This is a genomic window from Exiguobacterium sp. ZWU0009, assembly GCF_000798935.2.
GTDB lineage: Bacteria > Bacillota > Bacilli > Exiguobacteriales > Exiguobacteriaceae > Exiguobacterium_A > Exiguobacterium_A acetylicum.
Genome location: NZ_CP018057.1, coordinates 819,556 through 845,862, shown reverse-complemented (window position 1 = coordinate 845,862; position 26,307 = coordinate 819,556). Strand labels below are relative to the sequence as shown.

At 47.4% G+C, this 26,307-nt stretch carries 27 protein-coding genes; 3 read left to right on the top strand and 24 right to left on the bottom strand.

What is annotated here, in order from left to right:
- Positions 1–14 precede the first annotated feature (14 nt).
- From hrcA to lepA, 3 genes are all read right to left on the bottom strand, one after another.
- Positions 15–1,049 carry a heat-inducible transcriptional repressor HrcA gene (gene hrcA / locus L985_RS04330; protein WP_029340999.1) on the bottom strand — a complete coding sequence of 345 codons (1,035 nt, stop codon included), beginning with the start codon at positions 1,047–1,049 and terminating at the stop codon, positions 15–17.
- 314 nt (positions 1,050–1,363) lie between these two features.
- A complete protein-coding gene (gene hemW / locus L985_RS04325; RefSeq protein WP_084642210.1) occupies positions 1,364–2,509 on the bottom strand; it encodes a radical SAM family heme chaperone HemW in 1,146 nt (381 codons plus the stop codon).
- 58 nt (positions 2,510–2,567) lie between these two features.
- On the bottom strand, positions 2,568–4,391 hold the full coding sequence (gene lepA, locus L985_RS04320) for a translation elongation factor 4 (RefSeq protein WP_029340997.1): 1,824 nt from the start codon (positions 4,389–4,391) through the stop codon (positions 2,568–2,570).
- A gap of 232 nt (positions 4,392–4,623) precedes the next feature.
- Here lepA and rpsT point away from each other — a divergent pair, with 232 nt between their 5' ends.
- A complete protein-coding gene (gene rpsT / locus L985_RS04315) occupies positions 4,624–4,884 on the top strand; it encodes a 30S ribosomal protein S20 (RefSeq protein ID WP_023467434.1) in 261 nt (86 codons plus the stop codon).
- A gap of 126 nt (positions 4,885–5,010) precedes the next feature.
- Here rpsT and L985_RS04310 read toward each other — a convergent pair whose 3' ends face one another.
- On the bottom strand, positions 5,011–5,454 hold the full coding sequence (locus tag L985_RS04310; RefSeq protein ID WP_047396330.1) for a GNAT family N-acetyltransferase: 444 nt from the start codon (positions 5,452–5,454) through the stop codon (positions 5,011–5,013).
- A 13-nt stretch (positions 5,455–5,467) separates the two neighbouring features.
- Positions 5,468–6,469, bottom strand: coding sequence for a DNA polymerase III subunit delta (gene holA, locus L985_RS04305; RefSeq protein ID WP_023467432.1), 1,002 nt, complete (start codon positions 6,467–6,469; stop codon positions 5,468–5,470).
- Positions 6,470–6,569: 100 nt separating this feature from the next.
- Between holA and L985_RS04300 the strand changes: the two genes are divergently transcribed.
- Positions 6,570–6,731 carry a YqzM family protein gene (locus L985_RS04300; RefSeq protein ID WP_023467431.1) on the top strand — a complete coding sequence of 54 codons (162 nt, stop codon included), beginning with the start codon at positions 6,570–6,572 and terminating at the stop codon, positions 6,729–6,731.
- Positions 6,732–6,767: 36 nt separating this feature from the next.
- On the opposite strand, the gene L985_RS04295 is transcribed toward L985_RS04300, so the two are convergent.
- From L985_RS04295 to L985_RS04225, 15 genes are all read right to left on the bottom strand, one after another.
- Entirely contained in the window at positions 6,768–8,930 is a 2,163-nt protein-coding gene (locus tag L985_RS04295) for a DNA internalization-related competence protein ComEC/Rec2 (protein ID WP_047396327.1), read from the bottom strand.
- On the bottom strand, positions 8,930–9,538 hold the full coding sequence (locus L985_RS04290) for a helix-hairpin-helix domain-containing protein (RefSeq protein ID WP_029340993.1): 609 nt from the start codon (positions 9,536–9,538) through the stop codon (positions 8,930–8,932). The genes L985_RS04295 and L985_RS04290 overlap by 1 nt, the downstream gene beginning before the upstream one ends.
- Positions 9,539–9,766: 228 nt before the next feature.
- The gene (locus tag L985_RS04285) at positions 9,767–10,495 is read right to left on the bottom strand and encodes a class I SAM-dependent DNA methyltransferase (RefSeq protein WP_047396323.1); all 729 of its coding nucleotides are present in this window, start codon (positions 10,493–10,495) and stop codon (positions 9,767–9,769) included.
- Complete coding sequence (rsfS, locus tag L985_RS04280; RefSeq protein WP_029340991.1) at positions 10,495–10,842, bottom strand: ribosome silencing factor; 348 nt, start codon at positions 10,840–10,842, stop codon at positions 10,495–10,497. The genes L985_RS04285 and rsfS overlap by 1 nt, the downstream gene beginning before the upstream one ends.
- Entirely contained in the window at positions 10,839–11,414 is a 576-nt protein-coding gene (yqeK, locus tag L985_RS04275; protein ID WP_029340990.1) for a bis(5'-nucleosyl)-tetraphosphatase (symmetrical) YqeK, read from the bottom strand. The genes rsfS and yqeK overlap by 4 nt, the downstream gene beginning before the upstream one ends.
- Positions 11,404–11,973, bottom strand: a complete 570-nt coding sequence (gene nadD, locus L985_RS04270) for a nicotinate-nucleotide adenylyltransferase (protein WP_047396317.1) — start codon at positions 11,971–11,973, stop codon at positions 11,404–11,406. Before nadD ends, yqeK begins: the two co-directional genes overlap by 11 nt.
- A complete protein-coding gene (gene yhbY / locus L985_RS04265; protein WP_023467424.1) occupies positions 11,970–12,263 on the bottom strand; it encodes a ribosome assembly RNA-binding protein YhbY in 294 nt (97 codons plus the stop codon). Before yhbY ends, nadD begins: the two co-directional genes overlap by 4 nt.
- Positions 12,264–12,265: 2 nt before the next feature.
- Positions 12,266–13,054: a shikimate dehydrogenase gene (aroE, locus tag L985_RS04260; protein ID WP_029340988.1), complete on the bottom strand. Its 789-nt coding sequence runs from the start codon at positions 13,052–13,054 to the stop codon at positions 12,266–12,268.
- Positions 13,054–14,163: a ribosome biogenesis GTPase YqeH gene (gene yqeH / locus L985_RS04255; RefSeq protein WP_023467421.1), complete on the bottom strand. Its 1,110-nt coding sequence runs from the start codon at positions 14,161–14,163 to the stop codon at positions 13,054–13,056. Before yqeH ends, aroE begins: the two co-directional genes overlap by 1 nt.
- Before the next feature lie 143 nt (positions 14,164–14,306).
- Positions 14,307–14,891: a YqeG family HAD IIIA-type phosphatase gene (locus tag L985_RS04250; protein WP_029340987.1), complete on the bottom strand. Its 585-nt coding sequence runs from the start codon at positions 14,889–14,891 to the stop codon at positions 14,307–14,309.
- A gap of 136 nt (positions 14,892–15,027) precedes the next feature.
- Positions 15,028–16,377, bottom strand: a complete 1,350-nt coding sequence (locus L985_RS04245; protein WP_051656221.1) for an ArsB/NhaD family transporter — start codon at positions 16,375–16,377, stop codon at positions 15,028–15,030.
- Between the two features lie 50 nt (positions 16,378–16,427).
- Positions 16,428–17,207 (bottom strand): phosphatidylserine decarboxylase, encoded by a 780-nt coding sequence (locus L985_RS04240; protein WP_029340985.1) that lies wholly within the window; start codon positions 17,205–17,207, stop codon positions 16,428–16,430.
- Positions 17,200–17,688: a thioredoxin family protein gene (locus L985_RS04235; RefSeq protein WP_029340984.1), complete on the bottom strand. Its 489-nt coding sequence runs from the start codon at positions 17,686–17,688 to the stop codon at positions 17,200–17,202. Before L985_RS04235 ends, L985_RS04240 begins: the two co-directional genes overlap by 8 nt.
- A 13-nt stretch (positions 17,689–17,701) precedes the next feature.
- On the bottom strand, positions 17,702–18,835 hold the full coding sequence (gene iadA / locus L985_RS04230; RefSeq protein ID WP_047396313.1) for a beta-aspartyl-peptidase: 1,134 nt from the start codon (positions 18,833–18,835) through the stop codon (positions 17,702–17,704).
- Positions 18,836–18,898: 63 nt separating this feature from the next.
- Entirely contained in the window at positions 18,899–19,093 is a 195-nt protein-coding gene (locus L985_RS04225) for a YjzD family protein (RefSeq protein WP_023467415.1), read from the bottom strand.
- A 198-nt stretch (positions 19,094–19,291) separates the two neighbouring features.
- Here L985_RS04225 and L985_RS04220 point away from each other — a divergent pair, with 198 nt between their 5' ends.
- Positions 19,292–20,101 (top strand): Cof-type HAD-IIB family hydrolase, encoded by an 810-nt coding sequence (locus tag L985_RS04220; protein ID WP_029340982.1) that lies wholly within the window; start codon positions 19,292–19,294, stop codon positions 20,099–20,101.
- A 50-nt stretch (positions 20,102–20,151) separates the two neighbouring features.
- On the opposite strand, the gene L985_RS04215 is transcribed toward L985_RS04220, so the two are convergent.
- From L985_RS04215 to L985_RS04200, 4 genes are all read right to left on the bottom strand, one after another.
- A complete protein-coding gene (locus L985_RS04215; protein WP_035398426.1) occupies positions 20,152–21,003 on the bottom strand; it encodes a YitT family protein in 852 nt (283 codons plus the stop codon).
- Between the two features lie 183 nt (positions 21,004–21,186).
- Positions 21,187–23,487 (bottom strand): glycoside hydrolase family 65 protein, encoded by a 2,301-nt coding sequence (locus L985_RS04210; protein WP_047396308.1) that lies wholly within the window; start codon positions 23,485–23,487, stop codon positions 21,187–21,189.
- Positions 23,488–23,714: 227 nt separating this feature from the next.
- A complete protein-coding gene (locus L985_RS04205) occupies positions 23,715–24,746 on the bottom strand; it encodes a LacI family DNA-binding transcriptional regulator (protein WP_047396486.1) in 1,032 nt (343 codons plus the stop codon).
- 34 nt (positions 24,747–24,780) lie between these two features.
- Positions 24,781–26,304 (bottom strand): alpha-amylase family glycosyl hydrolase, encoded by a 1,524-nt coding sequence (locus L985_RS04200; RefSeq protein ID WP_047396303.1) that lies wholly within the window; start codon positions 26,302–26,304, stop codon positions 24,781–24,783.
- Positions 26,305–26,307: the final 3 nt, after the last annotated feature.

Here is a 26,307-nt window from a genome sequence, read left to right as displayed (position 1 = left end):
GCCCCTTTCTATATTCAATCCAAATTGTTCTTATGCAATTCGGTTTGGAATGCTTGAAGTAGATGGATGATCGAGTTGATTCCCCGGTTGTAATCCATCCGTTTCGGTCCGATCAAGGCGAGTGTCCCGATCGAGACACCGTCGACCGAATAATGGGCCCGGATGACGCTACAATCTTTTAATGCATCCACATTGTTCTCACTCCCGATCGTGATCAAGATTTGATTATCGAGATTCGGTCGGAGGAAATCGAGAACGGCTTCTTGCTGTTCGATCAACTCGAGAACAGGTCGTAGTTTGGCAACGTCCTGAAATTCGGGCTGATCGAACATGTTGGCTTTCCCGCCCAGATAGATGAACGGGCGCTCCTCTTGATCCGTCAAGACGAGATCAAGTGCCTTCGAGAGCAATACCGTCTGTTCAGAATGCTCTGAACGGAAGCGACGGATTTCCTCAAGCAGGCGACTGCGTAAGGCTGAGAGCGGCGTACCGCGTAACGTCTGATTCAGACGTTCCATCAGGCGGCTCGCTGCTTCTTGGGACAACGCTTGATTCAATTGCAATGTCTTGTGTTCGACATGCCCCGTCTCCGTGACGAGAACGATGACGACACGACCCTCGGCAAGTGGAATCAATTCTAAATGATGCAGGCGTTGTCCGTCTTCTTTTGGTCCAAGTACAAGCGTCGTGTAATGGGTTAAATCGCTCAACAGGTCTGCTGTGTGCCGAATCAACCGATCATTCTCATTCACGGAATGGGCAAAGAGTGATTTCAATGCCTGTGCTTCTTTTGGTGTGATGCTTTCCGGACGAATCAGATGGTCGACATAAAAACGATATCCGAGTTCGGAAGGAATCCGTCCTGCGGAAGTGTGTGGCTTTTCAATCAGACCCATCTCTTCGAGGTCCGCCATCTCGTTACGAATGGTCGCGGAACTGAACGTCACGTCGTCTCGCTTGGAGAGCGTCCGTGAGCCGACGGGTTGAGCAGTCTTGATGTAATCATCGACGATTGCACGTAAAATCAACAATTGACGATCCGTCAGCACCTTCTTCACCACCTTATTTTGTTAGCACTCACTTTTAACGAGTGCTAATTACATCTTTTACTATAAGGAATTGTCCGTCCGATGTCAACCGAATTGCGTGACCCTTTGAACAGTTTCCCATTCTGCGATACAGTGAAACAAAGAACGGAAAGGATGAATCGGATGATTGAATTATTGGCAATGGCAGGAGTCTTTGTCTGGCTGTTCATCGCGGTCATCGGAACGACTGCCTATTTTTTAAGGAAATCAAAAAAATGAAAAGAAGCGGTATTCCTCTTTTAAGGAAACACCGCTTCTTTTCATTTATTTAAAACTCATTGAACCTGCGCTTCACCGATGAACTCTGCGAAGACTTCGTTCGCTAGCGGAACCCCGGCTGGCGTCAAACGGATATGTGTCTCCGTTTGTTCGACGAGACCGTTTGGTAACAACCGTTTCATGACGTCACCAAACACATCTTCAAACGCTACTCCATATTTCGTCCGGAATCGTTCGAGTGATACGCCATCCTTCATTCGAAGTCCAAGGAACATCTCTTCTTCCATCCGCTCGACGTTCGTCAGTGGTGTCTCTTTGCGAACCGGTAACCCTTCCGCCTTGATATAGTGCGGAATCGGTGCGATATTCGCACGACGTGTCTGATTGATGTAGCTGTGTGAGCCTGCACCGAATCCGTAGTACTCATCGTTTTCCCAATAGACACGATTATGCCGGCTCTCTTTTCCAGCTTCCGCGAAGTTCGAGATCTCATACTGCGCATATCCGCCTGCTTCAATCGTGTCGATCATCACTTGATACATCTCCGCCTCGAGATCTTGCGTCGGAAGTGGTAATTTTCCTTTTCGCTCCTGAATCGCAAAGACCGTGTGCGGTTCCAAAATCAATGAATAGGATGAGATATGCGTGATCGGCAATTGAAGTGCCCGCGTGACGTCGTAGCGGACCTGATCGAGCGTTTGGTTCGGTAATCCGAACATCAAGTCGACCGAGATATTGTCAAACCGTTTCGCTGCGGCATCGAGCGTCTGCGCGACTTTCGCTTCGCGGTGCGTCCGACCGATGCGTTCGAGCAACCCGTCGTCAAACGACTGGACACCGAAACTGACGCGATTGACACCACCCGCCTTCATGATATCGAGCTTCTCTTCCGATACACCGTCCGGGTTCGACTCGACCGTATACTCTAAATCATCACCTGTCAGTGGCAACAAGTGCTTCTGGACGATTTCCATCAGCCGTTGCATCTGTGGTTCATTCAAAGCGGTCGGTGTGCCGCCCCCGATGAAGATCGTCTCGAGATGATCCGTCGGATATTGTTTCAGCGTCAGTTCGATTTCTCGTTCGAGTGCATCGAGGTATTCATCGACGGGCTGATTCTTTAAAAAGACTTTATTGAAATCACAGTAATAACAAATATGTTCACAAAAAGGGATGTGGACATATGCGGCGCGTATTCCCATTTCGCCTCATCCTTTCTCTATAAAAACCAAAAAGGGGACGCAAGCGCCCCCCACCTGTTTAATCTTCGTCCATGGATAGAACGGACATGAAGGCTTCTTGCGGTACCTCTACTGAGCCTACCATCTTCATGCGTTTCTTACCTTCTTTTTGCTTCTCGAGCAACTTACGTTTCCGAGAGATATCTCCCCCGTAACATTTCGCAAGAACGTTCTTCCGTAATGCCTTGATCGTCGAACGCGCGACAATCTTCGTTCCGACAGCAGCCTGAATCGGTACTTCGAACTGCATCCGTGGAATCAATTCCTTCAACTTATCAACGATGACTTTCCCGCGTTCGTATGCAAAGTCACGGTGAACGATGAAGCTGAGCGCATCGACGTTTTCGTTATTGAGGAGGATGTCCATCTTGACGAGACGCGACTGTTGGTAGCCGATCAATTCATAATCAAGTGACGCATACCCTTTCGTACTCGATTTCAACTGATCGAAGAAGTCGTAGACGATCTCAGATAACGGCAACTCATACGTGATTTTGACACGTGTCGTATCGATGTATTGCATATCGACGAATGTTCCGCGCTTCTTCTGGCACAACTCCATGATGGCACCAACGTAATCATTCGGTGTCATGACAGCAGCCTTAACGAACGGCTCTTCGATGAATTCGACTTTTTGCTGATCCGGCATCTTCGATGGATTATCGACGTGCAAGACTTCACCCGCTGTCGTCGTCACGTGGTAGATAACCGACGGTGCCGTCGTGATCATATCGATGTTGAACTCTCGTTCGATCCGCTCCTGGATGATCTCCATGTGGAGCATTCCGAGGAATCCACAACGGAATCCGAATCCGAGTGCTTGTGATGTCTCTGGTTCGAACTCAAGCGCCGCGTCACTGAGTTGTAATTTTTCAAGCGCTTCTCGTAAATCGTTGTATTTCGCAGCATCGATTGGATAGAGTCCACAGTACACCATCGGATTCATCTTCCGGTATCCTGGTAGTGCTTCAGCAGCCGGCTGTTTTGCGAGCGTGATCGTATCCCCGACACGTACATCGCCGACCGTTTTGATCGACGCAGACAACGTCCCAACATCACCGACCGTCAATTCTTGCTGACGTAATGGTTTTGGCGTCGCGACGGCAAGTTCCAGAACTTCAAAATCCTTACCTGTCGACATCATCCGAATCTTATCGCCAACCTTAACTGTTCCGTTGACGACTCGGATTGATGCAACGACACCACGATAAGCATCATAGTACGAGTCGAAAATCAATGCTTCAAGCGGTGCAGACGGATCACCCGTCGGCGCTGGTACTTTCTCGACGATTTGTTCGAGAATTTCTTCAATGCCGATCCCTGCCTTCGCAGAAGTCGGAACGGCTTCAGACGCATCAAGTCCGATGACATCTTCGATTTCTTGACGGACGCGCTCGACGTCCGCAGAAGGTAAATCGATTTTGTTGATGATCGGAAGGATTTCGAGATCGTTGTCGAGTGCTAAGTAAACGTTCGCAAGCGTCTGCGCTTCGATTCCTTGCGCCGCATCGACGACGAGGACAGCTCCTTCACAAGCTGCAAGTGAACGCGAGACTTCATATGTGAAGTCGACGTGTCCCGGTGTATCAATGAGATGAAGAATGTAGTCTTCCCCATCTTTTGCTGTATACTTCAATTGAACAGCATTCAGTTTAATCGTGATTCCACGCTCACGTTCGAGATCCATGGCATCAAGTGTCTGGTCTTTCATTTCGCGCGATGTCAGCGCGCCAGTTTTTTCTAAAATCCGGTCAGCGAGTGTCGACTTCCCGTGATCGATATGGGCAATGATCGAGAAGTTACGAATACTCTTCTGCCGCTTTAAACGGTCTTCATTCGTCATGTTTAGAGTCACCTTACCTTATTTTCAAACGTACATACGGTTCATTATACCAAAAAGCGCTTCACTGTACTATCTCGTTTTGTTTTACCCGAAAAACAAAATGTGAAGATTCCCTAGACGTCGTATTGCTTTTAAGAAAAACGTTTGCTACAATTGTGTTTGTTCTGTTGAACGATAACTGCAGATATGCGAATATAAATCTCGAATGAGTTTTATTGGAGGTGAATCATCCATGGCTAACATTAAATCAGCAATCAAACGCGTTAAAACAGCTGAAAAACGCCGCGTCGCTAACGTACAACGTAAATCGGCAATGCGTTCAGCGATTAAAGCAGTCGAAACTTTCGCAGCTGAAGGTAACAAAGACCAAGCGGTCCTTGCTTTCGCTACAGCTTCTAAAAAAATCGACAAAGCTGCTGCTAAAGGTCTCATCCACAGCAACAAAGCTGGTCGTGACAAATCACGTCTCGCTAAACTCGTAAACGCACTTTAATTCTTTCCGAAGAATACGGTGATGGGTCGCCACTAGGAGTTATCTCCAGTGGCGATTTTTTATATGATCTAAAATGGCGGACGAAGGACTCGTGTGAAACGATTCCTTCGTCCGCCATTTGTTGTTTCATTTGTCGTCTAGACGGTCGATCATGACATAGTGAAGACCGATCCCTTCAATAAGGAAGGGTTCTCCGACACGTTCAAGTCCGAGACGCTCATAAAAAGGAAGTGCCGTGACGCGGGCGTTACACCACCAAGCTGTCACTTGTCGTTCTTTCAAGAGACGACGGGCTTCTTCAATCAGCGCCCGACCATAGCCTTCACCACGCACATCTTCACTCGATGCCATGCCGCGAAGCTGATATGTCGCTCCTGGCGCTTGTACATGCGATTGTTCCGAAAAGCTACCGATTGCGACGATTTGTTGTCCTTTTATCCCGCCGAGATGAAACGTCGATGGCAAGGCATCGTCTGGGTAGATACACGCTTCGCGTGGTTGATGCGGGCGCAATACGTCATGCCGTAATGGGATGACTTCTTCTGCTGTAATGATTTGGACTTCCATCATCATTTTCCTCCTCTTATAGCGTCGCTAAGCGAACGATCAACGCATCGAATAGAATCTTCTTATCGCCGCGCCCCGTCTTCATGCCTTCATCTGTCGTCGTGATGGCGATGAGTGCTTGTTCGAGCTGTGCAAACGTAAACCGTTTGGCAGACTGTAATGCCAATTTGATCGCATATGGATGAGCCCCGACTTTTGATGCGATTTGTCGTTCTCCGTATCCTTGTTCTGCTAATCGTTTCGACAGCAGCATCATCCGGTATTGGCGTGCCATCAGTCCAAGAAGGGCCAACACTTCTTGTCCTTGTTTTTCAAGGTCGCGAATCAAGCGAATTGCTGGTTCGAGTTGACGCTTCATCAAGTAGTCCGTTAATTGAAAGACGTTGTCCTCTAATGTCCGCGGAACAAGCAAATCGACATCCTCGATTTCGATCGTTGGTCGATCTCCTGCAAACAACATCAACTTCTCAAGTTCGTGCGCTAATGTCCCCCACATCTCAGCAGTCAAGAAAATAAGCCGCTCGATTGCCGGGCGTTCCATCCGGTAGCCTTTATCATTGACGGCATCCAGGACGAAGCGGAACAACTCTTCAGTCGTCGGTTTCTTCGCTTCTAACACCGTCGCGCGCTCCTTCAATCGTTTGACGACGGTTTTTCGTTCATCGAGCTTTTCTGCTTCGACAATCAAGACAACGACTGCGTAGTCCGCCGGTTGTAGGATATAATCTGCTAACCGTTCGAGGTTATGTTGTTTTTTATCTTTTGCCCCTGTCAGAAACGTTGCAGGTTTTGCAACGACGACGCGATAGTCACTTAAAAAGGGTACTGTCTCCGCCTCATCGAGTACTGCATCAAGCGGTTGGTCGTTCAAATCGATTTTCATATAATCAAAGCGTTCTCCGTCCGGAAGAGCCGCTTTTACGATTTCCCGTTCCCATTCTTCTAACAGGTGTCGTTCTGTTCCATATAATAAGTATAAATTCGCTAATTTTCCGTTGACGAGCCAAGGAGTTTTCATCATTCCCACCACATTTCACAGTTTGTTCTTAACTTCATCATAGATAATCCTCTTTTATTCCGCTATACTAGAAGCGGAATCTATTAAGGGGGAATGCAGCATGGCACATTCAGTACGCCCACCAAGTGAAAACGCGTTCGAGAACGATATTCAATCAAAACGCAACGATGCGCTCGACTCTGCCGTTGGTTTTGGTGCATCATTCGGCTTCTTCGCAGTCTTGTTCATCATCGGTGTCGCAATTAAGTTCTTAAGTCTATAATCAGTAAAACAGCAACCTTGGGGGGTTGCTGTTTTTTTATTTTATCATAGGTTCACAGCCCGCTGAAGAACAAGTTACACTCCCGTCCTCATCCGTTCGAAAGACGATTCGATCTGTTCCGATTCGCTCAAGCACGTCCGGATGCGGATGCCCGTATCGATTTTTCCGTCCGACTGACAAGATGACAATTTTCGGATTCGTCTTCCGCAAGAGTTCTTCACCGGTCGACGTATTCGAACCATGATGACCTGCTTTTAGAATATCGATCGGATCAATCGTTAACTCGTCCTCGATTGCTAAACCAGCGTCGCCCGTCAACAAAACACGTTGCTTGGCGATCTGTGCAAGTAATATGATAGACCGATCGTTCTCTTCTTCCTCTCGTCCAGTCGGTGCAAGGACCTGCAACCAAGGACGAATCGTTTGTCCCTTTTGAACGAACTCAACACGCGTCCCAGTTGCTTCGATGGAACGAATCAAATCGTTTCGTTTCTCATCCGTGTTGTCATACGCACCTAAATAAATGGTTTTCACGCGAACTTGACGCAGTACACCTAGAAGTCCACCGACGTGATCGTGATCAGCATGTGTCACGATGAGACCGTCGATTTCTGCTTCTCCTCGTGTGAATAAAAAGGGCGCGACGATATGACTACCTGGATCAAACGGACGAAGCAGTGGATGCGTCGTTTGTTGATAAACGCCACCCGTATCCACGACGAATGTCTCTCCTGCTTTCTCAAGCACGATACTATCGCCTTGCCCGACATCTAAAAAAGTGATTTGTTCGGGTGCGCGCCACTCCGTGTAGCCCCATGCCGCAAGTAAAAGGATCAACGGGAGAGCATGCCCCCACCATCTCCGCTCAGCAATGAACCAAGCGATCCCCGTTCCGACAATGACGATCGTCAAGACGATAGGAGAAAATGCTGGAACGGCAACCATCGCCAATGGTAGATCCTCCGCCAGTCGTAACGCTTGATCCATCCATTGAATCGCGTACTGATGCGCGATCTGAAACGTTGAACGAATCGGTAAGAACGGAAGTGTCGCAAGAATGAACGATCCCGGAAGAATCACCCATTCAATCCAGCTACCAATCAATAGGTTCAATAACGGCGACCAAATTGAAACAGTCGTCTGTTCAATACCTTGCAAAAAGAGGAGTGTTCCAAACTGTGCCCAAGCACTGATGAGCAGCCAGTTCCAAGGACGACGAACCGAACCCATGAGTCGTCTCGACAGCACAAGAAACAGCGTCAGTCCGACCGTCAATTGGAATCCGATATCGTAAATGACAGTTGGTTGAATCGCCAATTGAAAAGCTGCGACCCCCGCAATGACCTCCACCGGATCTAACGGTTTATGGAAACGACGACCGAGCAACAGAATGATCGCGACAAGAACAGCTCGTGTGACTGGTGGACTCCACTCCGTCAACCATCCGTAAATCGGCAGTAAGATAAGAACGATATCAAGTCGTTTTTCTTTGGTCATTCTGATTTTTCGTAAGACATACAGCAGACTAAATACTAAAAAAGCGATATGTGATCCTGAGATGACGATTGCATGTAATAAGCCGAATTTCTTAAACCGTTCGAGCGTCACTTGATCCATTAGTCGATCCTCACCAAACACGAGCGCTTCGACGTAGAAGGCTTGCTTTTCTGGTAGCAATTCTTCAATCCGTTTCAACCATGCTTCACGTACCCGTCTTCCTTCTGCCGCATACCCAGGTGTCGGATGACAGGAATCAAATGAACGGACTTCCCACTTTCCAGCGTAACGATGTGTATGCATGAATTGCTGTTCGTCAAAACCTCCCGCATTCGATTGTTGCCGGACGTCGAGCGGCTCCGTATTGACACGACAGGAGTACCCGATTCGTTCGTATCCTGTCTCTTCTTCTGCAATCGTCGCCGTCAACAGAACCGATTGATCGTTGCTCTCTGCCTCATAGCGAATTCGATCCCCATTACGCTTACCTGATAAAATGTCAACAGACGAGACGTCATGCGGTTCAGGTGACAGATGACCCATTCCGATGAAAAGGCAACTCAGAATGAGCAAACAGAAGAGACGACCGATTGAAAAAGACCATGATTTCATGACAGCAAACAACATCAACGTTACTAACCACCAGATTGATTCTTTAATGGCAACAACGAGTAAGAGCACAAACAGGGCATATAGCGGCATCAGTAGACGATCAGGTAGGATTTAAGCGACTCTAACGTCTTTTCCCCAAAACCCTTCACATCTCCGAGTGATTCATACGTCGCAAATCCTCCCTTCTCCTCCCGATAGGTCAAGATCGCTTCTGCTTTGGCAGGACCGATTCCCGGAACCTCCATCAACTGTTCCGCTGTTGCCGCATTGAGATCAATCAATCCTTTTGGTATCTCTGCTTTTGAGCGTTTCGTTGATTTCGGCTGATCTTTCGTCTTTTTTACCGGCACGATGACTTCCTGTCCATCAATGAGACGTGCCGCAAGATTCATTTGTCGAATGTCCGCTTTCGCAGTCGTCTTTGCTTTTTCGATTGCATCCTTCACTCGATCACCGAGGTGGAATTGATAGGGTCCAGGTGCTTCTACCGCCCCTTTCACATCGACCATGATGAGTTTGTCACGAATCGAGGGCTCCTTTTCTGCTGGCTCTGCTTTTGCCTCTTGTTGTTTATCCGTTAAGGACGGTTGATCGACCATCGCTTCATTCGAACAAGAGGGTAATGGTACGAACAATAAAACGATGAGTAGCAGGACGACGACGAGACCTGCGATCTGTTGCAAACGTGGAACGGTCAAGACGAATCCCTCCTTTTCCCACGACTCTAACAGGTCGCTACGGACTTCAGGAAACGAAGGAATACGCACTAACCACTCTTTTACAACACGATACTATGTGTTATGTCGGATGAATGTCATAACATCCATACCGTTACTTTGAATTAGCATCTGTTTGACGAACAAAAAATCCGTCTCCTTCAAGCAACACGAACGTGTATCGCTTAAAGAAGACGGATGGGATCACTTTTACATTTTTTCAGCAACGAAGAAAATCCGCTCAGCTGTCTCGGAAGGAGCTTCCGGTCCAAAATCGCCTGTGACGGCAAGGACACGGAATCCTGCTTCGCGTAACCACGTCACGTATTGTGCCGGAGGATATGTCCGTTGGTGATGCGTTTCATCGACACGCTCATAGCGACCGTCCTCTTCCTCGATGAAGAAAGTCAGTTCATGGACGACAGAAAGCGGTGCTTCACCAGGATCCGCGAACCAGATATACGAACTTTGCTCGGCATGTGTCGCGTATGTCTTTCCATTGAACAACGTTTCCATCTTGTAAGGAGAATGTGTATCGAATAAGAGACGTCCACCCTCTTTGAGGATTGCTGCTACATGTGTAAACGTCTGTTTGACATCCTCTTCCGTCCGGAGATAGTTCAAGGAGTCGCATAGTATTGTCACAGCATCGACAGGTGTCGGCAATTCGATTTCGCGCATGTCTTGCGCCCAGAATTGAATGCGTAATCCCTCTTCCATCGCCTTCTCTTGCGCGACTTCTAGCATCTCTTCCGATAAATCGATCCCGAGCATTTCATAGTGTGCCGCTAATGCAAGCGTCGCCGTACCCGTTCCACATCCGATATCAGCAATCGTACTTCCAGTCGGAACATATGCTTTGACCCAGTCGACCCATTGATCGTACGGGACGTCTTGCATCAATTCATCATAGATGTAGGCGAACTGTTCGTATGCCATTAGTTGACCTCGACTTCAACCTTTGGAGCATCTGCCCAGAGTTTTTCGAGGTTATAGTAATCACGATCGTCACGGTGGAAGACATGAACGACGACATTTTCAAGATCCGCTAACACCCAACGTGCCGCATCGAATCCTTCGAGACGTTTGATCGGCAGGTTATGTTCGTGCGCGATTTCTTTGAGTTCACGTGCAATCGCCTGTACTTGTTTTTCTGAATTCCCTTCACAGATGACGAAATAATCGGCAACTGGTGAGATGCTAGACATATTCAGGACGACGATATCTTCAGCGCGTTTATCGTCGATGGCATTTACGATTAATTGTAATTCTTGTTCGACTGTCATAGGACGGTCCCCTTTCGTTTGGCCGCGACGAAGGCATTATAAGTCTCAATCGTTCGCGGAAAGATGATGGCTTGTTTCTTACATAAAAAATGAATCGTTTGACTGAGTGTTGCGATGACGGCGTCCGTCAAATCCTGCTCCGCTACTTCACGAAGCGCTTCGACACCTGGATAACTGCGATTCGGTTCAATCGCATCCGCGACGAAGATGATTTGATCAAGCAACGGCATACCGGGTGCCCCCGTCGTGTGATTTGCGATGGCCTGATAAATCACGTCTGAATCAAGACCAAGTTCTCGACGGACAAGCTCCGCACCCACTGGCGCATGAAGCAGTTCGTCATCATAATCGAGTAAAACACGTTGATTCAACTCAACGGCAATCGAACGCATCTCATTCGTATCGCGGTATTTCGCATAATCATGGAGCATGGCAGCGAGCGCTGCCTCTTCTTCGTTGACTCCATACTTGAGAGCCAAGTGTCGCGCTGTCTCGACGACACCTAATGTATGCACATAGCGTCGTTCAGGCAACGTGTTCTCAATGATTTGACGTGCTTCTTCAAGGCGCATATAGATCCCACTCCTCAATCCGTTGTCGAACGGCTTCCGGTACAAGGTAGCGAATGCTCTGTCCGCGCGCGACCCGTTGCCGGATATCCGTCGAAGAAATTTCTAGCAATGGCATATCGACTGCTTTCACACGGGCGCCACGCGGAATCAGATACCGACTGCCCGGTCGAGCGACGGCACCAAAGACGACTTCCTCGTATAACTGTTCGGCTTGATACCACGTATCGAGACTAACGAGTGAATCCGCTCCAATGAGAAACAGAAACTCATGCTCTGGGTACCGGTGCTTGAGTGCACGAATCGTATCATACGTATAGGAAGGTTCTTCGCGCTCAAACTCGATCGCTGAGACGGAGAAGGAAGGATTCAATGCAATCGCTTCTTCAACAAGACGTAGACGTTTGGTTGCGTCTGTGACAGTACGTTGTTTATGCGGTGGCACATTCGCCGGTAAAAACCAGACCGCATCGAGTTCGAGTTGTTCCTGCGCTTGTTCGGCAATCAGGAGATGACCGATATGCGGAGGATCGAACGTTCCGCCCATCAGTCCGATTTTCATCGTGGTAATTCGAGCGTCTTGTTCTCTTTTGATTCTTTATAAAGAACGATGACTTTTCCGATGACTTGAACGAGTTCAGCATTCGTTCCTGCGACGAGTTCTTGTGCAACATCCTTCGGTGCGTCCGCACAGTTTTGTAATACTTGTACTTTTAAGAGTTCCCGTTTTTCGAGCGCATCCATCAAATCAGCACACATCGCTTCGCCGACTCCATTTTTACCGACTTGGAAAATCGGGTTTAAATCGTGAGCTGTCGCGCGTAAAAAACGTTTTTGTTTACCTGTTAACATGATTAAAATTCCTCCAATTGCTTTCGTATCACCTGCTCGCCAAGTGCGAGGTCAGGTGCTTGTCCGGTGAAGCGTTCAAATGCTTCAGCCGCTTGTAAGACGAACATCGGGACGCCGTCAAGTGTGTCGAGACCTTTTTCAGTCGCTTCACGCAATAGACGGGTCGGCGTCGGTCGATAAATAATATCACAAATCAAGGCGTGCGTCTCTGTCAATTCGATTGGACGTGCCTCGATATGTGGAGCCATCCCGACAGAAGTCGTATTGATGATGACGTCGTAACTCGTTAAATCAAATGTTTCTTGCCACGGTAGAACGTTTGCTCCAAATTCATCGGCAACTGCCTTAGAACGTTCTTCTGTACGATTCGTGATTGTCACATCTCCGGGTAACGCAGCAATAATACCTCGCGCCGCACCGCCCGCACCAAGAACGAGCGTTTTTTGAAATGAAGGACGACGTTCTGTCAACGCGCGGACGAATCCGATTCCATCTGTATTCGCACCAATCAACTGCCCATCCTGCCGGTACACTGTGTTCACGGCGCCTGCTTTTTGAGCTGCCGGCTCTAGCCGATCCAGATACGGAATGATTGCTGTTTTATGCGGAATCGTCACATTGATTCCGTCTAGCTGATGTATGCGTAATTTCGTAATGATTTGCGGCAATTGCTGCTCCGTTACATCGATGAGGTCATAACAGCCGAAAAGCCCAGCCGCTTCCAGCCAAGCTGTATGCAGCTCAGGTGAAAGTGAATGGGCAATCGGATGACCGATGACGGCAAAGCGCATCAGACGAGCGCCTCACGTAAGGATACAGCGACACCTTTCGGGGCGTAAGCAGCGACACGTCCACCTTTTCCGTGAACCGCAACCCACCCGAGTCCACTGAAGACGATATCCGTCTTCATGTTGTCGCGGAGGCTGAATTCATGACGGACAAGCGGCGGTAGCATCTCACGCGTCTTTTCGTTTGGCGGAGACAACAGCTCACCGTTGTGGTTCGCATATAGATCGTCTGCCTTTTCAAGCTTCGTCCGGTGAACTTTCAATTCGTTCGACATGTAGATGACGAATGAACGCTTGTTCCCTTCCATATAGTCCAATCGCGCAAGACCTCCAAAGAAAAGCGTCTGTTGCGGATGGATTTGGAAGACTTGTGGCTTGATCTCTTTTTTCGGTGTGATCAGCTTCAAGTCTTTTGCATCCACATAGTGAGCCATTTGGTGGTGATTGATGATCCCTGGTGTATCATACAGGTTACAGTTATCATCGAGTGGAATATCGATCAAATCAAGTGTCGTACCTGGGAAGTGACTGACCGTAATGACGGCCTCATCTTCTTCACCGAAGCGTTTGATGACTTGGTTGATCAGCGTCGATTTCCCGACGTTCGTACAACCAACGACATAGACGTCGCGGCCTTTTCGATAATAATCGATTTTTTCAGCAAGTTCATCAACTCCGTGCCCTTTTTTCGCACTGATCAGATGAACGTCGACTGGACGTAATCCGAGTTCTTTCGATGCTTGACGCATCCAGTTCATGAGACGATTCGGGTTTAGTGACTTCGGTAATAAATCGGCTTTGTTCCCAACGAGTAAGACGTCGTTTTTACCGACGAACCGATGTAATCCCGGTAACCAGCTTCCATTAAAATCGAAGATATCAACGATTTTAACGACAAGTGCATCTTTTTGACCGATTCCGTCTAAGATTTTAACGAAATCATCGTCCGATAACGATACATCTTGAATTTGATTGTAGTGCTTTAATTTAAAGCAACGTTGGCAAATGACCATTTCACGATCAAGTGCAGATTTAGGTGCGTATCCTGGTGCTTTTGTGTCTTCCGTTTGAATGGCGACACCACAACCAGCGCAGTGGATTTCTTCGATCATATTATGTTGAGCCGCATGCGGGAACGATATCCCTTCTCTTTTCACCGTAGCGCCCTGCTCGCTACTCCAAGAGCGTAACTTCCGACCTCTCGCCGTACATGTTGCGACTGCTGCCTTCCCTTTCATCTACCGATCTGACAGGGTTATTGTTGCTTATCCTGACGAAGTGTTTCGATCGGATGTTCCAGCACAGAAGGATCTTCTTTGACGCGTTGTGTCAATTTATAGATTCCTTTGCGTTTCATCCGGCGGAAAATGACACGTTCCATCAGGCGATTGAATTTCGTGACGACACCGTCCGTCTTAACGACGGGTTGAACATGGATGACTTCGATTCCAACGGAGTTTGCACCGAGTACATCCGTAAAGAGTTGATCTCCTAAAAAGACAACTTCCTTCGCGTGATAACCGAATTCCGTCAATGCCCGTTTAAACCCGATAGGAAGCGGTTTTCGAGCAGGCGCAATGTAGTGCAATCCGAGCGGATCCGCGAACTTCTTGACGCGATCTCCATTGTTGTTCGATACGATGATGACGTCGAAACCATATTGATTATTCACCATATCCAGCCAAGCAACCAATTCGTCTGGAGCATCTGCGATATTCCATGCGACGAGTGTATTATCAAGATCGGTCAAAATAGCTTTGACACCGTTTCGTTTGAGCATTTCAAGGTCGATATCGTAGATCGAAGCCACGAAATGTTTCGGATAAAGTCGTTTGAACAAGAATAAAACCTCCAGATAATGGTCTAGCTCTATAGTTAAGTTTAAGAAACAGTTATGCTCTTATCGTTCGATTATAGCACAATCAGGTAGTAAGAGCGACGCACAAAAGAAAACGGAAGGCGGACCTTCCGTTTTCTTAATAATACCGAATCCACAGATAGAGTTGGGATAGAATCAACGTTACGATCGTGATCGGTGCTCCGTAAATCAAAAAGCGCATATAGGTGAATTTTTCACCTTGTCGTGTCGCAAGACCCGCGACGATGACGTTCGCCGACGCACCAATCAATGTTCCGTTACCACCGAGACAGGCACCGAGTGCGAGGGACCACCATAACACGTCCACTTTCGCATCTGCTGGTGACAATCCGATCCCAGCAGCCACATCGTTGATGAGTGGAATCATCGTCGCGACGAACGGGATGTTATCGATCGTCGCACTGGCGATACCGGACAACCAAAGCACAGCAGTTGCTGTCGTCTTGATATCACCGCCTGTCAGATCAATCGTCTTTTCCGCAAGGTAGCGAATGATACCCGCCTCCTGAATCCCGCCGACGAGCACGAACAGTCCGGCGAAGAAAAAGATCGTCGTCCATTCGATGCGGGCAAAAATTCCTTCGAGCTGATGATCGTTTTCGATCGTCAGCAACATTAGGACCGTCGCTCCAAGGATCGCGATGGCCGGTGCTTCGAGATGGAGTCCGATTCGATCAAGCACCGGATGCAACACGAACAACGCAATCGTACTGACGAGGACGATACTACTCCGTGTGACCAATTTGCGACTGACAATATAACTCTTTTCATCGATTTCCATCAGTTTCTGTCGATCTTCCGCTTCGACATGCAGTTGTTTGCGGAAGATGAAGTACAGAATGCCAATCGTTACAACCGTGATGACGAGAATAATCGGTGCGAGATTCACTAAAAAGGCGTTAAACGTTAAGTGTGGATTCGCAGCACCAATCATGATGTTCGGTGGATCGCCGATCAAGGTCGCCGTCCCACCGATGTTTGCAAACAATACTTCTGCGAGCAAGAACGGAAACGGCGCAATCTTAAGTATCTTCGTAATCGAAAACGTGATTGGAACGATCAATAGAACCGTCGTGACGTTATCAAGAAAGGCAGATCCAAGTGCCGTCAATGCAGACAGTAGAATCAACACCTTGATCGGATCACCTTTCGTCGTCTTCGCCGCACGGATTGCGATGTATTCGAACAAGCCAGATTGGTTGGCAATCGTGACGAGAATCATCATGCCAATCAATAAGACGATCGTTCCCCACTCGATGTATTCAAATAATGCAGTCTCGAGATCCACGATGCCGATGATGACCATCGCGAGCGCTCCAAGCAAGGCGACGATCGCCCGACTTACTTTTTCACTGATGATGAAGCCATAGGTCACTAAAAAAATGATGAGTGCGATATAGGTTTGGACCTGTGTACTTCCGATTTCTGCTAATGCCAGTGCCGGCATGATTCATTCCTCCTAAACGTAAGGAGACGCCCAAAACGGGCGTCTCGCTTTCATGAATGCCATTGTCCGAGGCGTTGCCCCATTAAAACTGGTCCGATTGCTTGACTGTCTAACGTCAATGCATCTTTCGGACAAATCAGGACGACCGTCGAACCGAATGAGAAGTATCCGAACTCATCCCCGCGACGAAGGTCCTTCGACTCGTTCGTCCGAACGATCGAGTTGACGTTGAGTGCACCGACCATGACATGTTCAAGAGCATGTTTCCCTTGGACGATGCGTGTCACACGACGGTAGTTCCGAGTCAATGGGCGAAGCGCATGTGTGAGACCAATCTCATTTACTGGTGCCGAATCGCGACCGAGCGTATAACTCGTCCGGACCGTTCCATCCATCGGTACATGAACACGATGGTAGTTTTGCGGACTTAAGTAAAAGATCATTACACGTCCACCGACATATTGCTGTGCTTCATGATGGGAACCGAGTAACTCGGATACCGTATACGATTGTCCTTTGACGGTAAAGCGGCTATCAGCCGTCAAATCGTCAACGACGGATAGCACACCGTCACACGGACTGACGAATGCGCCTTCTGCTTGATCGATCGGTCGCATTTCCCGTTTGACATGACGAACGAAGACGTCATGTAAACTCGAATACTCTTCAAGGCTCCGAGTCGCTTCTGTCATATTTAAATCGTATGCCTGAACGAACGGACGGATAAACGGACGACTGATACGGCTCATCGCAAAACGTTTCAGTTGTTTGGCAACAAGCGGGTGTCCATTTAATTCGAACACACGAGAGTAAAACCATTTTTTAATCATTGAGATCACCAGATGATTCTTCTTTTGAGTCCTCTACGTCTTTTCCAGCGAAGAACTCTTTATAGCTGTCTTCCGTTTGCTCACCTGCGACACGTCCAACTTCCTTACCGTCCTTAAAGTGAACGACAGTCGGTGTACCCTCGATACCAAACGTATCCCAAGCCGACTGTTCGACAGCAAGGTCGATCTGTTCGAATGGGATATCTTGTTTTTCACCAAGCGGGACGAGATATGGTTTTACTTTTTCACAGTGGGAACAACCCGTTTGATAGAAATACGTATAGAATTCATCACCGGATTTTACTTTATCTGCGACTTGTGTAGCCGTTAGATTGCCGTTCTTCGATGCAGAATCTTCTCGATCCGTGAAGACAAGAAGTAATCCTCCCACCAATACGATTAAGGCGATGACTCCCGCTGTAATCCAATTCGCCTTGGATTGCGGTTTTTTCGTATTTTTACGTTTTGTTTTCTTTGACACGTCTATCCCTCCGTCATTCTGGTATTAGCCATTTTTTCTGAACCATTATAGCATGACCATTCGCAAGAATCGTATCGATTTGCAAAGCGTCATCAATCAGTAACAGATCCGCTCGTTCTCCGACCGCTATTCGCCCGCCCGGTATACCATATGCATCCGCGACATGTCGCGTGATCGTCGTGATTGCCTGATCAAAAGCAACACCATGCGCCACTGCATCGCGCACGGCTTGTATCAGAGAAGAAGGCTTTCCTGTATCAATCCGAACTAGACGACCTGCATCATCAAATGCCGGAAGACTGGCACCAGCATCGCTCGACATCGTAATCTGTTCAGGTGGGATTCCTGCTGCTAAAGCACGGGCGACAGCCTGTCCTGCCGGAATTTCGCCTTCCGCAATGAAGCTTTCCGTCGTACACGTCGTGAAATCGATTCGTCCGCCCTGTTTCGCCCAGGCGAGTCCCGCTTCAAAAATCCGTTCACTCCGGTTGATATGCGTCGGAAGGAATTGTCCGATGGGGATATCAGTCGTGTCAATCACTTCATGTAATAGATTGAGTCCTTGTTTCCCGTCTCCGATATGGACGTTCATCGTTCCCGACACGCCTTTGACCATGCCGGCAATTCGGGCTTCTGACGCTAATCGTGCGAGTTCATGGGCTGTCGGTTGTGTCGACCGATGATCGTTGATGGCAATTTCCCCGATACCGATCACTTCATTGATGAGGACGATATCATGTCCTGTCGATTGCGTCAGGAAGACCGGTGGAACCATATAACTTCCGCTTAATAGAAAGGGGCGGATACCAGATGCAGCATATCCTCGTATATGTGCCAGTAGATCGATTCCCGTTCGTGTCCAACCATCCGTTCCGAGTAATCCAACGACCGTCGTGACACCACCTTCGAATATGTCTCGAACGGTCAGCGATGCTGTTCTCGTCGCAAATCCGCCTTCTCCTCCCCCACCGATTGGATGTAAGTGTCCATCGATGAATCCAGGAACTAGCTGTTTGCCGCGACCATCGATCCGATGCGTAATCATTGCTTCATCTATGGTATAGGAACCGATTCCGATGATCTGATTTCCTGCTATGTAGATATTTTGCGGCATCTGTTGCCACAGAACCTGTTCGATGACGATCATCGATCATTCCTCCTTAAGACAAAAAGCGAGCCTATCGCCCATGTGACGACATCTCGCTTTTCCTTATTCTGCCTTAGTCCCTTGACCAAGACCTAAATCTTCATTGACGGCATCGAGTGCGAAGACGACAAGTGAAGTGACGACAGACATAGCTGTCGCGAATCCGAAGCTATACGTTACTGCATCAACTGCCGATACGATGAACACAGCTGTGTTCACGAGTAAGAATGACCAAAAGAATGTAACGAGAAAACGCATGATTTCCCCTCCGTTTCCATAACGTACTATAGAGTTATCCTACGATTTGTAGTATACCATTTTTTAAACCAAGCAACAGCTTTTCTCTAATTTTTTCAAGCGCTTTCTTTTCCTTGAAAAACTTAATCGTTTCATAAGAAGGACAATCGCTTCATATGCTACAGTAGAATTAACGAAAAGAAAGCGGAGGATTCCATCATGACCCGTCACTTAATCGCTGTCGATCTCGACGGCACTCTTTTAAAAGATGATAAGACAATCAGCGCTACGAACATCAATGCGCTGCAACGCGCGCGTGCGAATGGTCACGAAGTCGTCATCGCAACCGGACGACCGTTTCGTCACGCCAGGAAATATTACGAACAGCTCGGTTTAACGACACCAATCGTTAACTTTAACGGTGGTCTCGTCCATCACCCACAAGACACCCACTTTGAAGTCCAGCATCATCCAATTCCATTAAAAACCGTTCAACATATTTTAGAGTCCATCGCTGAGACGAAGACACAGAACATCGTCTGTGAAGTCACGGATCATGTCTATTTTCAATATGATCCGGTTGGCATCTACGAATTCTATACTGACCATGCCTTATCCGTCACGACCGGAGATTTACGAAAGGTGCTTATGCATGAACCAACCTCTCTTTTGATTCATGCCAAAGGAGAACACGTCGATGAGATCCGCTCCGAATTATCTGGTATTCATGCCGAGACGGTACTCAATCGTCAATGGGTGAAGCCTGAATTCATGGTCGAAGTGATGCGAAAAGGTACAAGTAAAGCGGTCGGTCTTGCCCATATCGCGCATCACCTTGGTATTGACTCTAAACAAATCATTGCTTTCGGTGATGAGGAAAACGATTTAGAGATGATCGAGTATGCTGGACACGGTGTAGCGATGGGAAATGCCATCCCCGCGCTGAAGCATCTGGCAAACGGCACGACGAAGCGAAATGAAGATGACGGGATCGCCTATTACTTGAGACACGTCCTCGGGCTCGCATGAAAACAGATAAAAGGCACTTGTTGCATGTTGCAGAGCAAGTGCCTTTTTCATTATCCTTTTCGGAAGTATCCGACGACCGAGTCCGTTGCGACGACGTTGATGAAGACCGTCTCGTCCGCTTCCCGGCAAATCCGTTCAATGTCCCGCAATTCGTGACGCTCGATGACCATCATCAACGTCGCTTTTTCAGCTCGTGAATACGTACCGATCGAAGGAATCTGCGTGATTCCTCGAATGATGTGCTGATGCAGAGCCGTCGTGATGTCATCCGCATGATTCGTGACGATGAATATCGTCAAGCGCTGGTTGCTTGTATGAATCTCATCGACGACCTTCGATGTCACGTAAATGAAGACAATCGTGTATAAGGCAGTCGACCATCCGAACAATGCCCCTGCCAATAAGGCGATCAAGAAATTCAAGACGAACAGATACAAGCCAACACTGCGATCGGAGAAACGGGCGAAGATGAGGGCAACGATATCGAAACCACCCGTCGAAGCACCGAACTTAATCGTGATACCGGTACCGATCGCAAGCAAGACCCCTCCAAACACTGCATTCAGTGTTTGATCACCTGGTATGACAGCATATTGAGGAATAAGACCAATGAAAATCGTCGTTGCCAAAACTGAAATCAAGGTGATGATTGTAAAGCTCCGACCTAACATGATCCATGCGAGCACGATCAGAGGTATGTTCAACGCCAAGAACCAGACGTTTTCACCAAACGCAAATGCTGTATTTTGAAGGACTTGCGTCAAGATTTGGGCAAGTCCTGTAAATCCAGTCGAATATACACCACTAGGAATCAAAAACCAGTTCATGGCAACGGCGATGACGAATCCCCCAATCGAAGCCACGATCACTTTTAACATACTTTCCTTTACTACTGCTGTCACACGCCGTTCTCCTCTCATTCATAACTATCTTGAAACACTTTAGCACATTCAAATGTCGCCGGATAGTCAAGATTTCCAAAGATTGATGTTCTTTTTCATGATGGCGTTTTCATTTGTGACAAAGGTGTCCTGATTCTTGTTACACAAAAAAGAACCGACTAAAAAATCGGTTCTTTTTTTCTCTTATACTGTCATCGAAGCAGGAACTGTAATCTGTCCGCTTGCTGGAACTTCCACAGTCGTTCCATGGACATTCAAGCTGAATGCTTCGCCTTCCGTTTGAGCGATTTCGACAGCATTCGGCTGTACATGGATATGGATATGATGACCGCGCCATTGCATCCGGAATGTATAACTCGTCCATCCTTTTGGCAACATCGGCTTAAAGGACAACGTATCATTTGCTACTCGTAATCCAGCAAACCCATGAACGATCGACATCCAAGATCCAACCATCGACGTGATATGCAATCCGTCTTCCGTGTCGTTGTTGTAGTTATCAAGATCAAGTCGAGCCGAACGTTGATACAATTCAACCGCTTTTTCCTCATACCCGACTTCTGCTGCAATGATTGAATAGATACATGGTGATAGTGACGATTCATGGACCGTACGTGGTTCATAGAAATCGAAGTTTGCTTTTTTCTCTTCTAAACTGAAGCGATCCGTCAAGAAGTAGAGACCTTGTAAGACATCTGCCTGTTTAATGAAAACAGAGCGCAGGATCCGGTCCCATGACCAATTCTGGTTCAGCGGGAGATGTTTCGGATCGAGTTCAGCGACCAAGATTTGCTCCTTATCCATGAAACCATCTTGTTGCATGAAGATCCCAGGTGCTGCTTCATCTTTCGGATAATACATCTTCGCGTCGATATCTGCCCACTTCGCCAACTCCTCATCCGTCAATGCTAATTGATGCATGAGTTCTTGCAGACGTTCTGGCTCTTCTTGTGCCAAATGACGGTGAACGGTCTGTGTATATTCGAGACACCATGCCGCAATCAGATTCGTATACCAGTTGTTGTTGACGTTGTTCTCATATTCGTTTGGTCCCGTCACACCAAGAATCATGTAGACATCCTTATGCGGCACGTAATTGACGCGACTTGCCCAGTAACGAGCAATCTCGACTAACACTTCAAACCCGTATTGTCCAAGGTACGACGTGTCTCCCGTGTAGTTCGTGTAATTATAAATCGCATGTGCGATCGCACCATTCCGGTGAATTTCCTCATGCGTGATTTCCCACTCGTTGTGGCACTCTTCTCCGTTCATCGTTACCATCGGATAAAGCGCCCCCTTCATGCCGACATTCTTATCCGCATTTTCTTTCGCTTGCGGCAATTGGTTGTGGCGATACTTGAGTAAATTCCAAGCAACTTCCGGTTTCGACGTCGCAAGGTAGAAGTTCAAGCAGTACGCTTCCGTATCCCAATACGTCGCACCACCATACTTCTCGCCCGTGAATCCTTTTGGTCCGATGTTCAGGCGTGAATCTTCACCTGTGTAAGTTTGGAACATATGGAAGATGTTGAATCGAATCCCTTGCTGTGCCTCGACATCACCTTCAATTTTCACATCCGCTTCTTCCCAGTGGTGCAACCAAGCGGCTTCATGTGTCGCAAGCAATGGTTCAAAGCCTGATTCGAATGCGACGTGAACACGTTTCATCGCTTGCTCCAGTAACGCATCGATTTCATGGTCGCGATTCGTTACGAGTGCGACGAATTTTTCGACTGTGACACCTTCACCTACTGCGGCTTGTTTCGTAAAACGATTCGCGACGTACTGCGTATTGCCATCGACGACTTCACATCGTGCGCCTTCGACATCCGTGATCATCGCTGCCGTCACATGCCAATCGAGCTTTTTCGTTTTTGATGTCACATAACCGAACCGTTCTTCAATTCCGTGTTCGACAGGAAGCCAGAACTTCTCATCATAGTTCGAGTCTTCATTTTCAACATCCGCATCGAGATACGATTCAATGACGATTTCTGCTTCGAAATTGACAGGTGTCACCGTATATTGCAAGGCAGCGATTTCTTTATCGACGATCGAGAAGAAGCGCTTGGATTCGACTTTTATCTCTTCTTCTCCATGCTTCAACAACATCGCCCGCGTCAATACACCATGTTGCATATCAAGTTCACGTTTGAAGTCAACGACTTCCCACGTATTCAAATCAACAGCTTTTCCGTTGACAGATACTTTCAAACCCATGATGTTGACAGCATTGAGTACTTTCGCGAAGTACTCCGGATAACCGTTTTTCCACCAGCCGACACGTGTCTTATCGGGATAATAAACACCTGCGACATACATGCCTTGATGCGTGTCACCAGTATATTCTTCTTCAAATGTACCGCGCATTCCCATATGACCGTTTCCGATCGATGTCATCGATTCTGCTAGTCGATTATCTTCTGGATTAAAACCAAGCTCTGTAATTTTCCACTCATTGACCTCAAAAAGTCGTTTCATCGTCAAGTCGCTCCTTTTTATGCTACGCATGTCAGTCAATCTGATCATGTAAGCGTTTCATCTATACTCTACATTCTTTATTGTACACATAAAAAGCATCAATGCAATCGTTTGCACGAAAATAAATTTCTTTTTCTGCAACCGCTTCCTTTTACTAGAAATCGACATCCTTTTGAATCAAAAAAAGTCTATTTTCAAACCAATCGGCTTAAAAATAGACTTCTGTTTCATGCTTCAGATTTTCCGCCACATGACTGACGGACAACGAGATAATGCGGAACGATGACGCGCTTCCCATAAGGTGTCGCATCTTCATTGATTTGTTCAATCAAACAATTCGTCGCTTCAAAACCAAGTCCAAAGATATTGATTTCAACAGAAGTCAACGGTGGGCTTGAGAATTCTGCGATGAACAAGTTATTGAAACTGACGACGGCCATTTGATCCGGCACACTGATACCCATCTCATTCAGTGTACTCATGACACCAAGTGCCATCATATCGTCACTAACAACGACGGCAGTCGGTGGATGTTCAAGTGACATCAGTCGTTTGACTGCCTCGGCACCACCCGTCGTCATAAATGGGGCGCTGACGATATAAGAATCGTGAATCGGAATTCCCTCTTCCATGAGAGCTGTCTTATAACCACCGACACGTTCTTGTGTCACAGCTAAATCCTGTGCCCCACCGACGAATGCAATACACTCATGCCCGAGTTGATGTAAATACTTCGTTACTTCGCGACCCGCTAAGTAATTATCCGTATCGACATACGTGACGTGTGATGAATCACTGAATGGTTTACCGACGACGACGAACGGAAACTTCGAGTCCTGCAGAAATTGAACGACTTTGTCATCCGTACGAGAATACAATACGACGACGCCATCGACGCGACGGCCCTGAACCATCGAGACGACACCTTCATATACCTCTTCTTCCGAGACACCTGTCGTCATATATAACGAATAGCCATTTTGATGCGCTTTTGTACTAATTCCTCGAATGACCTCCGAAAAGAATGGGTTTTGTAGCGTTTTTGTTGCAGCACTTGGCATGACGAGACCGATCGCTTGTGTCGTTCGATTCGCTAGACTGCGTGCATGAACGTTTGGATAATATCCGAGCTCATCCATCGCCTGTCGCACCCGTTCCTTCGTCTTTTGGCTGATACGTGAACTATTCGCAATGACGCGTGATACCGTCGAGGGTGCGACATTCGCTTCCCGTGCTACATCCTTGATTGTTACCTGCATCCCCTTCACCTCACATTTCCCCTAGTTAAGTATTTTATTTTGTTTGACGTTGCATGCGTTTACGGTGAACGAGAAGAAGTATGAGCGCTAAAATCGGAGCAATCGCACCAATTGCGACGATCGACCACCAGTTGACTTGTGACTTTTCGATGACATAGCTGTTCGCACTATTTGCATCAAGCGTGATCTCATAGGCGTCACCATCCTGACGCACCAAATCTGAGAATAAAAGTCCTCTTAGACGCTGGTCATCACCAATTTCTTTCGCAGACACGCGTAAGCTCGTCTTTTTTTCTCCAAGATTGATCGCGTAAACGACTTGTTGTTGTTTCGTCTCCCGGGAGTAGACTGCCATATGATCGGTTTTTGCGATCAAGCGTTGCTTCCCTGTTGCAAACGCTGGGTAGTCCTGACGCATCTCGTTCAACGTTTTTACGTACTGTTGCATCTTCTTGTTCTGATCAAATGTCATCATCATCCGGTTTCCGGGATCCTCACCACCTGGCATCGCCACCTCTGTTCCTTGGTAGACGATCGGCATCCCTGGTGCAGCATAGAGTGCGAACAATGCTAATCGAAGTTGCCGCTCCTCTTCGTCTGCTCCACCAATCTTTGCTTCCGTGATGAAGCGTTTGACATCATGATTATCAATGAAGGTTGCAAGTCCCTTGGCATTCGGATTAAACGTAGTATCTCGATTATAAACTGAATCGAGCTCTTCCGCTGAACCATTTTTGCGAGCAAACTGATCCTTGACTCCATAATAAAACGGGAAGTTCGTCACGGAATCAAAACCTAATTTCGAATAGGACGCAATTTTTCGCGGATCTCCATCGAATACTTCAGCCAATAAGAATAAGTCTGGATGCTTTTCTTTTACTGCTGGGATGAACGTTTCCCAAAATGTGGCAGGTACATGGCGAACCGTATCGATCCGGTATCCGTCTATACCCGTTTCATCGACCCAGTAGTTCGCGACATCAATTAAATAATCGACGACTTCCGGATTTTCTGTATTGAAGTCCGGTAAATCGAACAGCCAGTTATTCTCGACTTCCGACGGGTTATTCCAATTCATGATCGGTTGATTTTTATGAAACCACTCCGGTTTTTCTTTCACCATTGGATGATTTGGTCCTAAATGATTGACGACAAGATCAAGGACGACCTTGATATCCCGGTCATGCGCTTCTTTGACGAGACGTTTAAACTCTTCCTTTGTTCCGAAGTGCGGATCAATTTCGTAATAATCATCTGTCCAGTATCCATGATAACCATTCGGACGATTCTTAAAGATCGGCGTCAACCAAATCGAAGTGAAGCCCTTTTCCTTGATGTAATCGAGACGTTTCGTAACGCCTGCTAAATCGCCGCCTTGGAACGCTTTTGGATTTTCAGGATCCGCCTCTCGGTCATTACTCGGATCGCCATTCTCGAACCGGTCCACCATGATGAAATACATTCGTTCTTTTTCCCAACCTGCTGCTTCACCCGCCATCGGTTGAAGCCCGATAGACAAGAGAAGCGGCAAGAGGAGAAGCATTATGCCTCGTCTCATGCC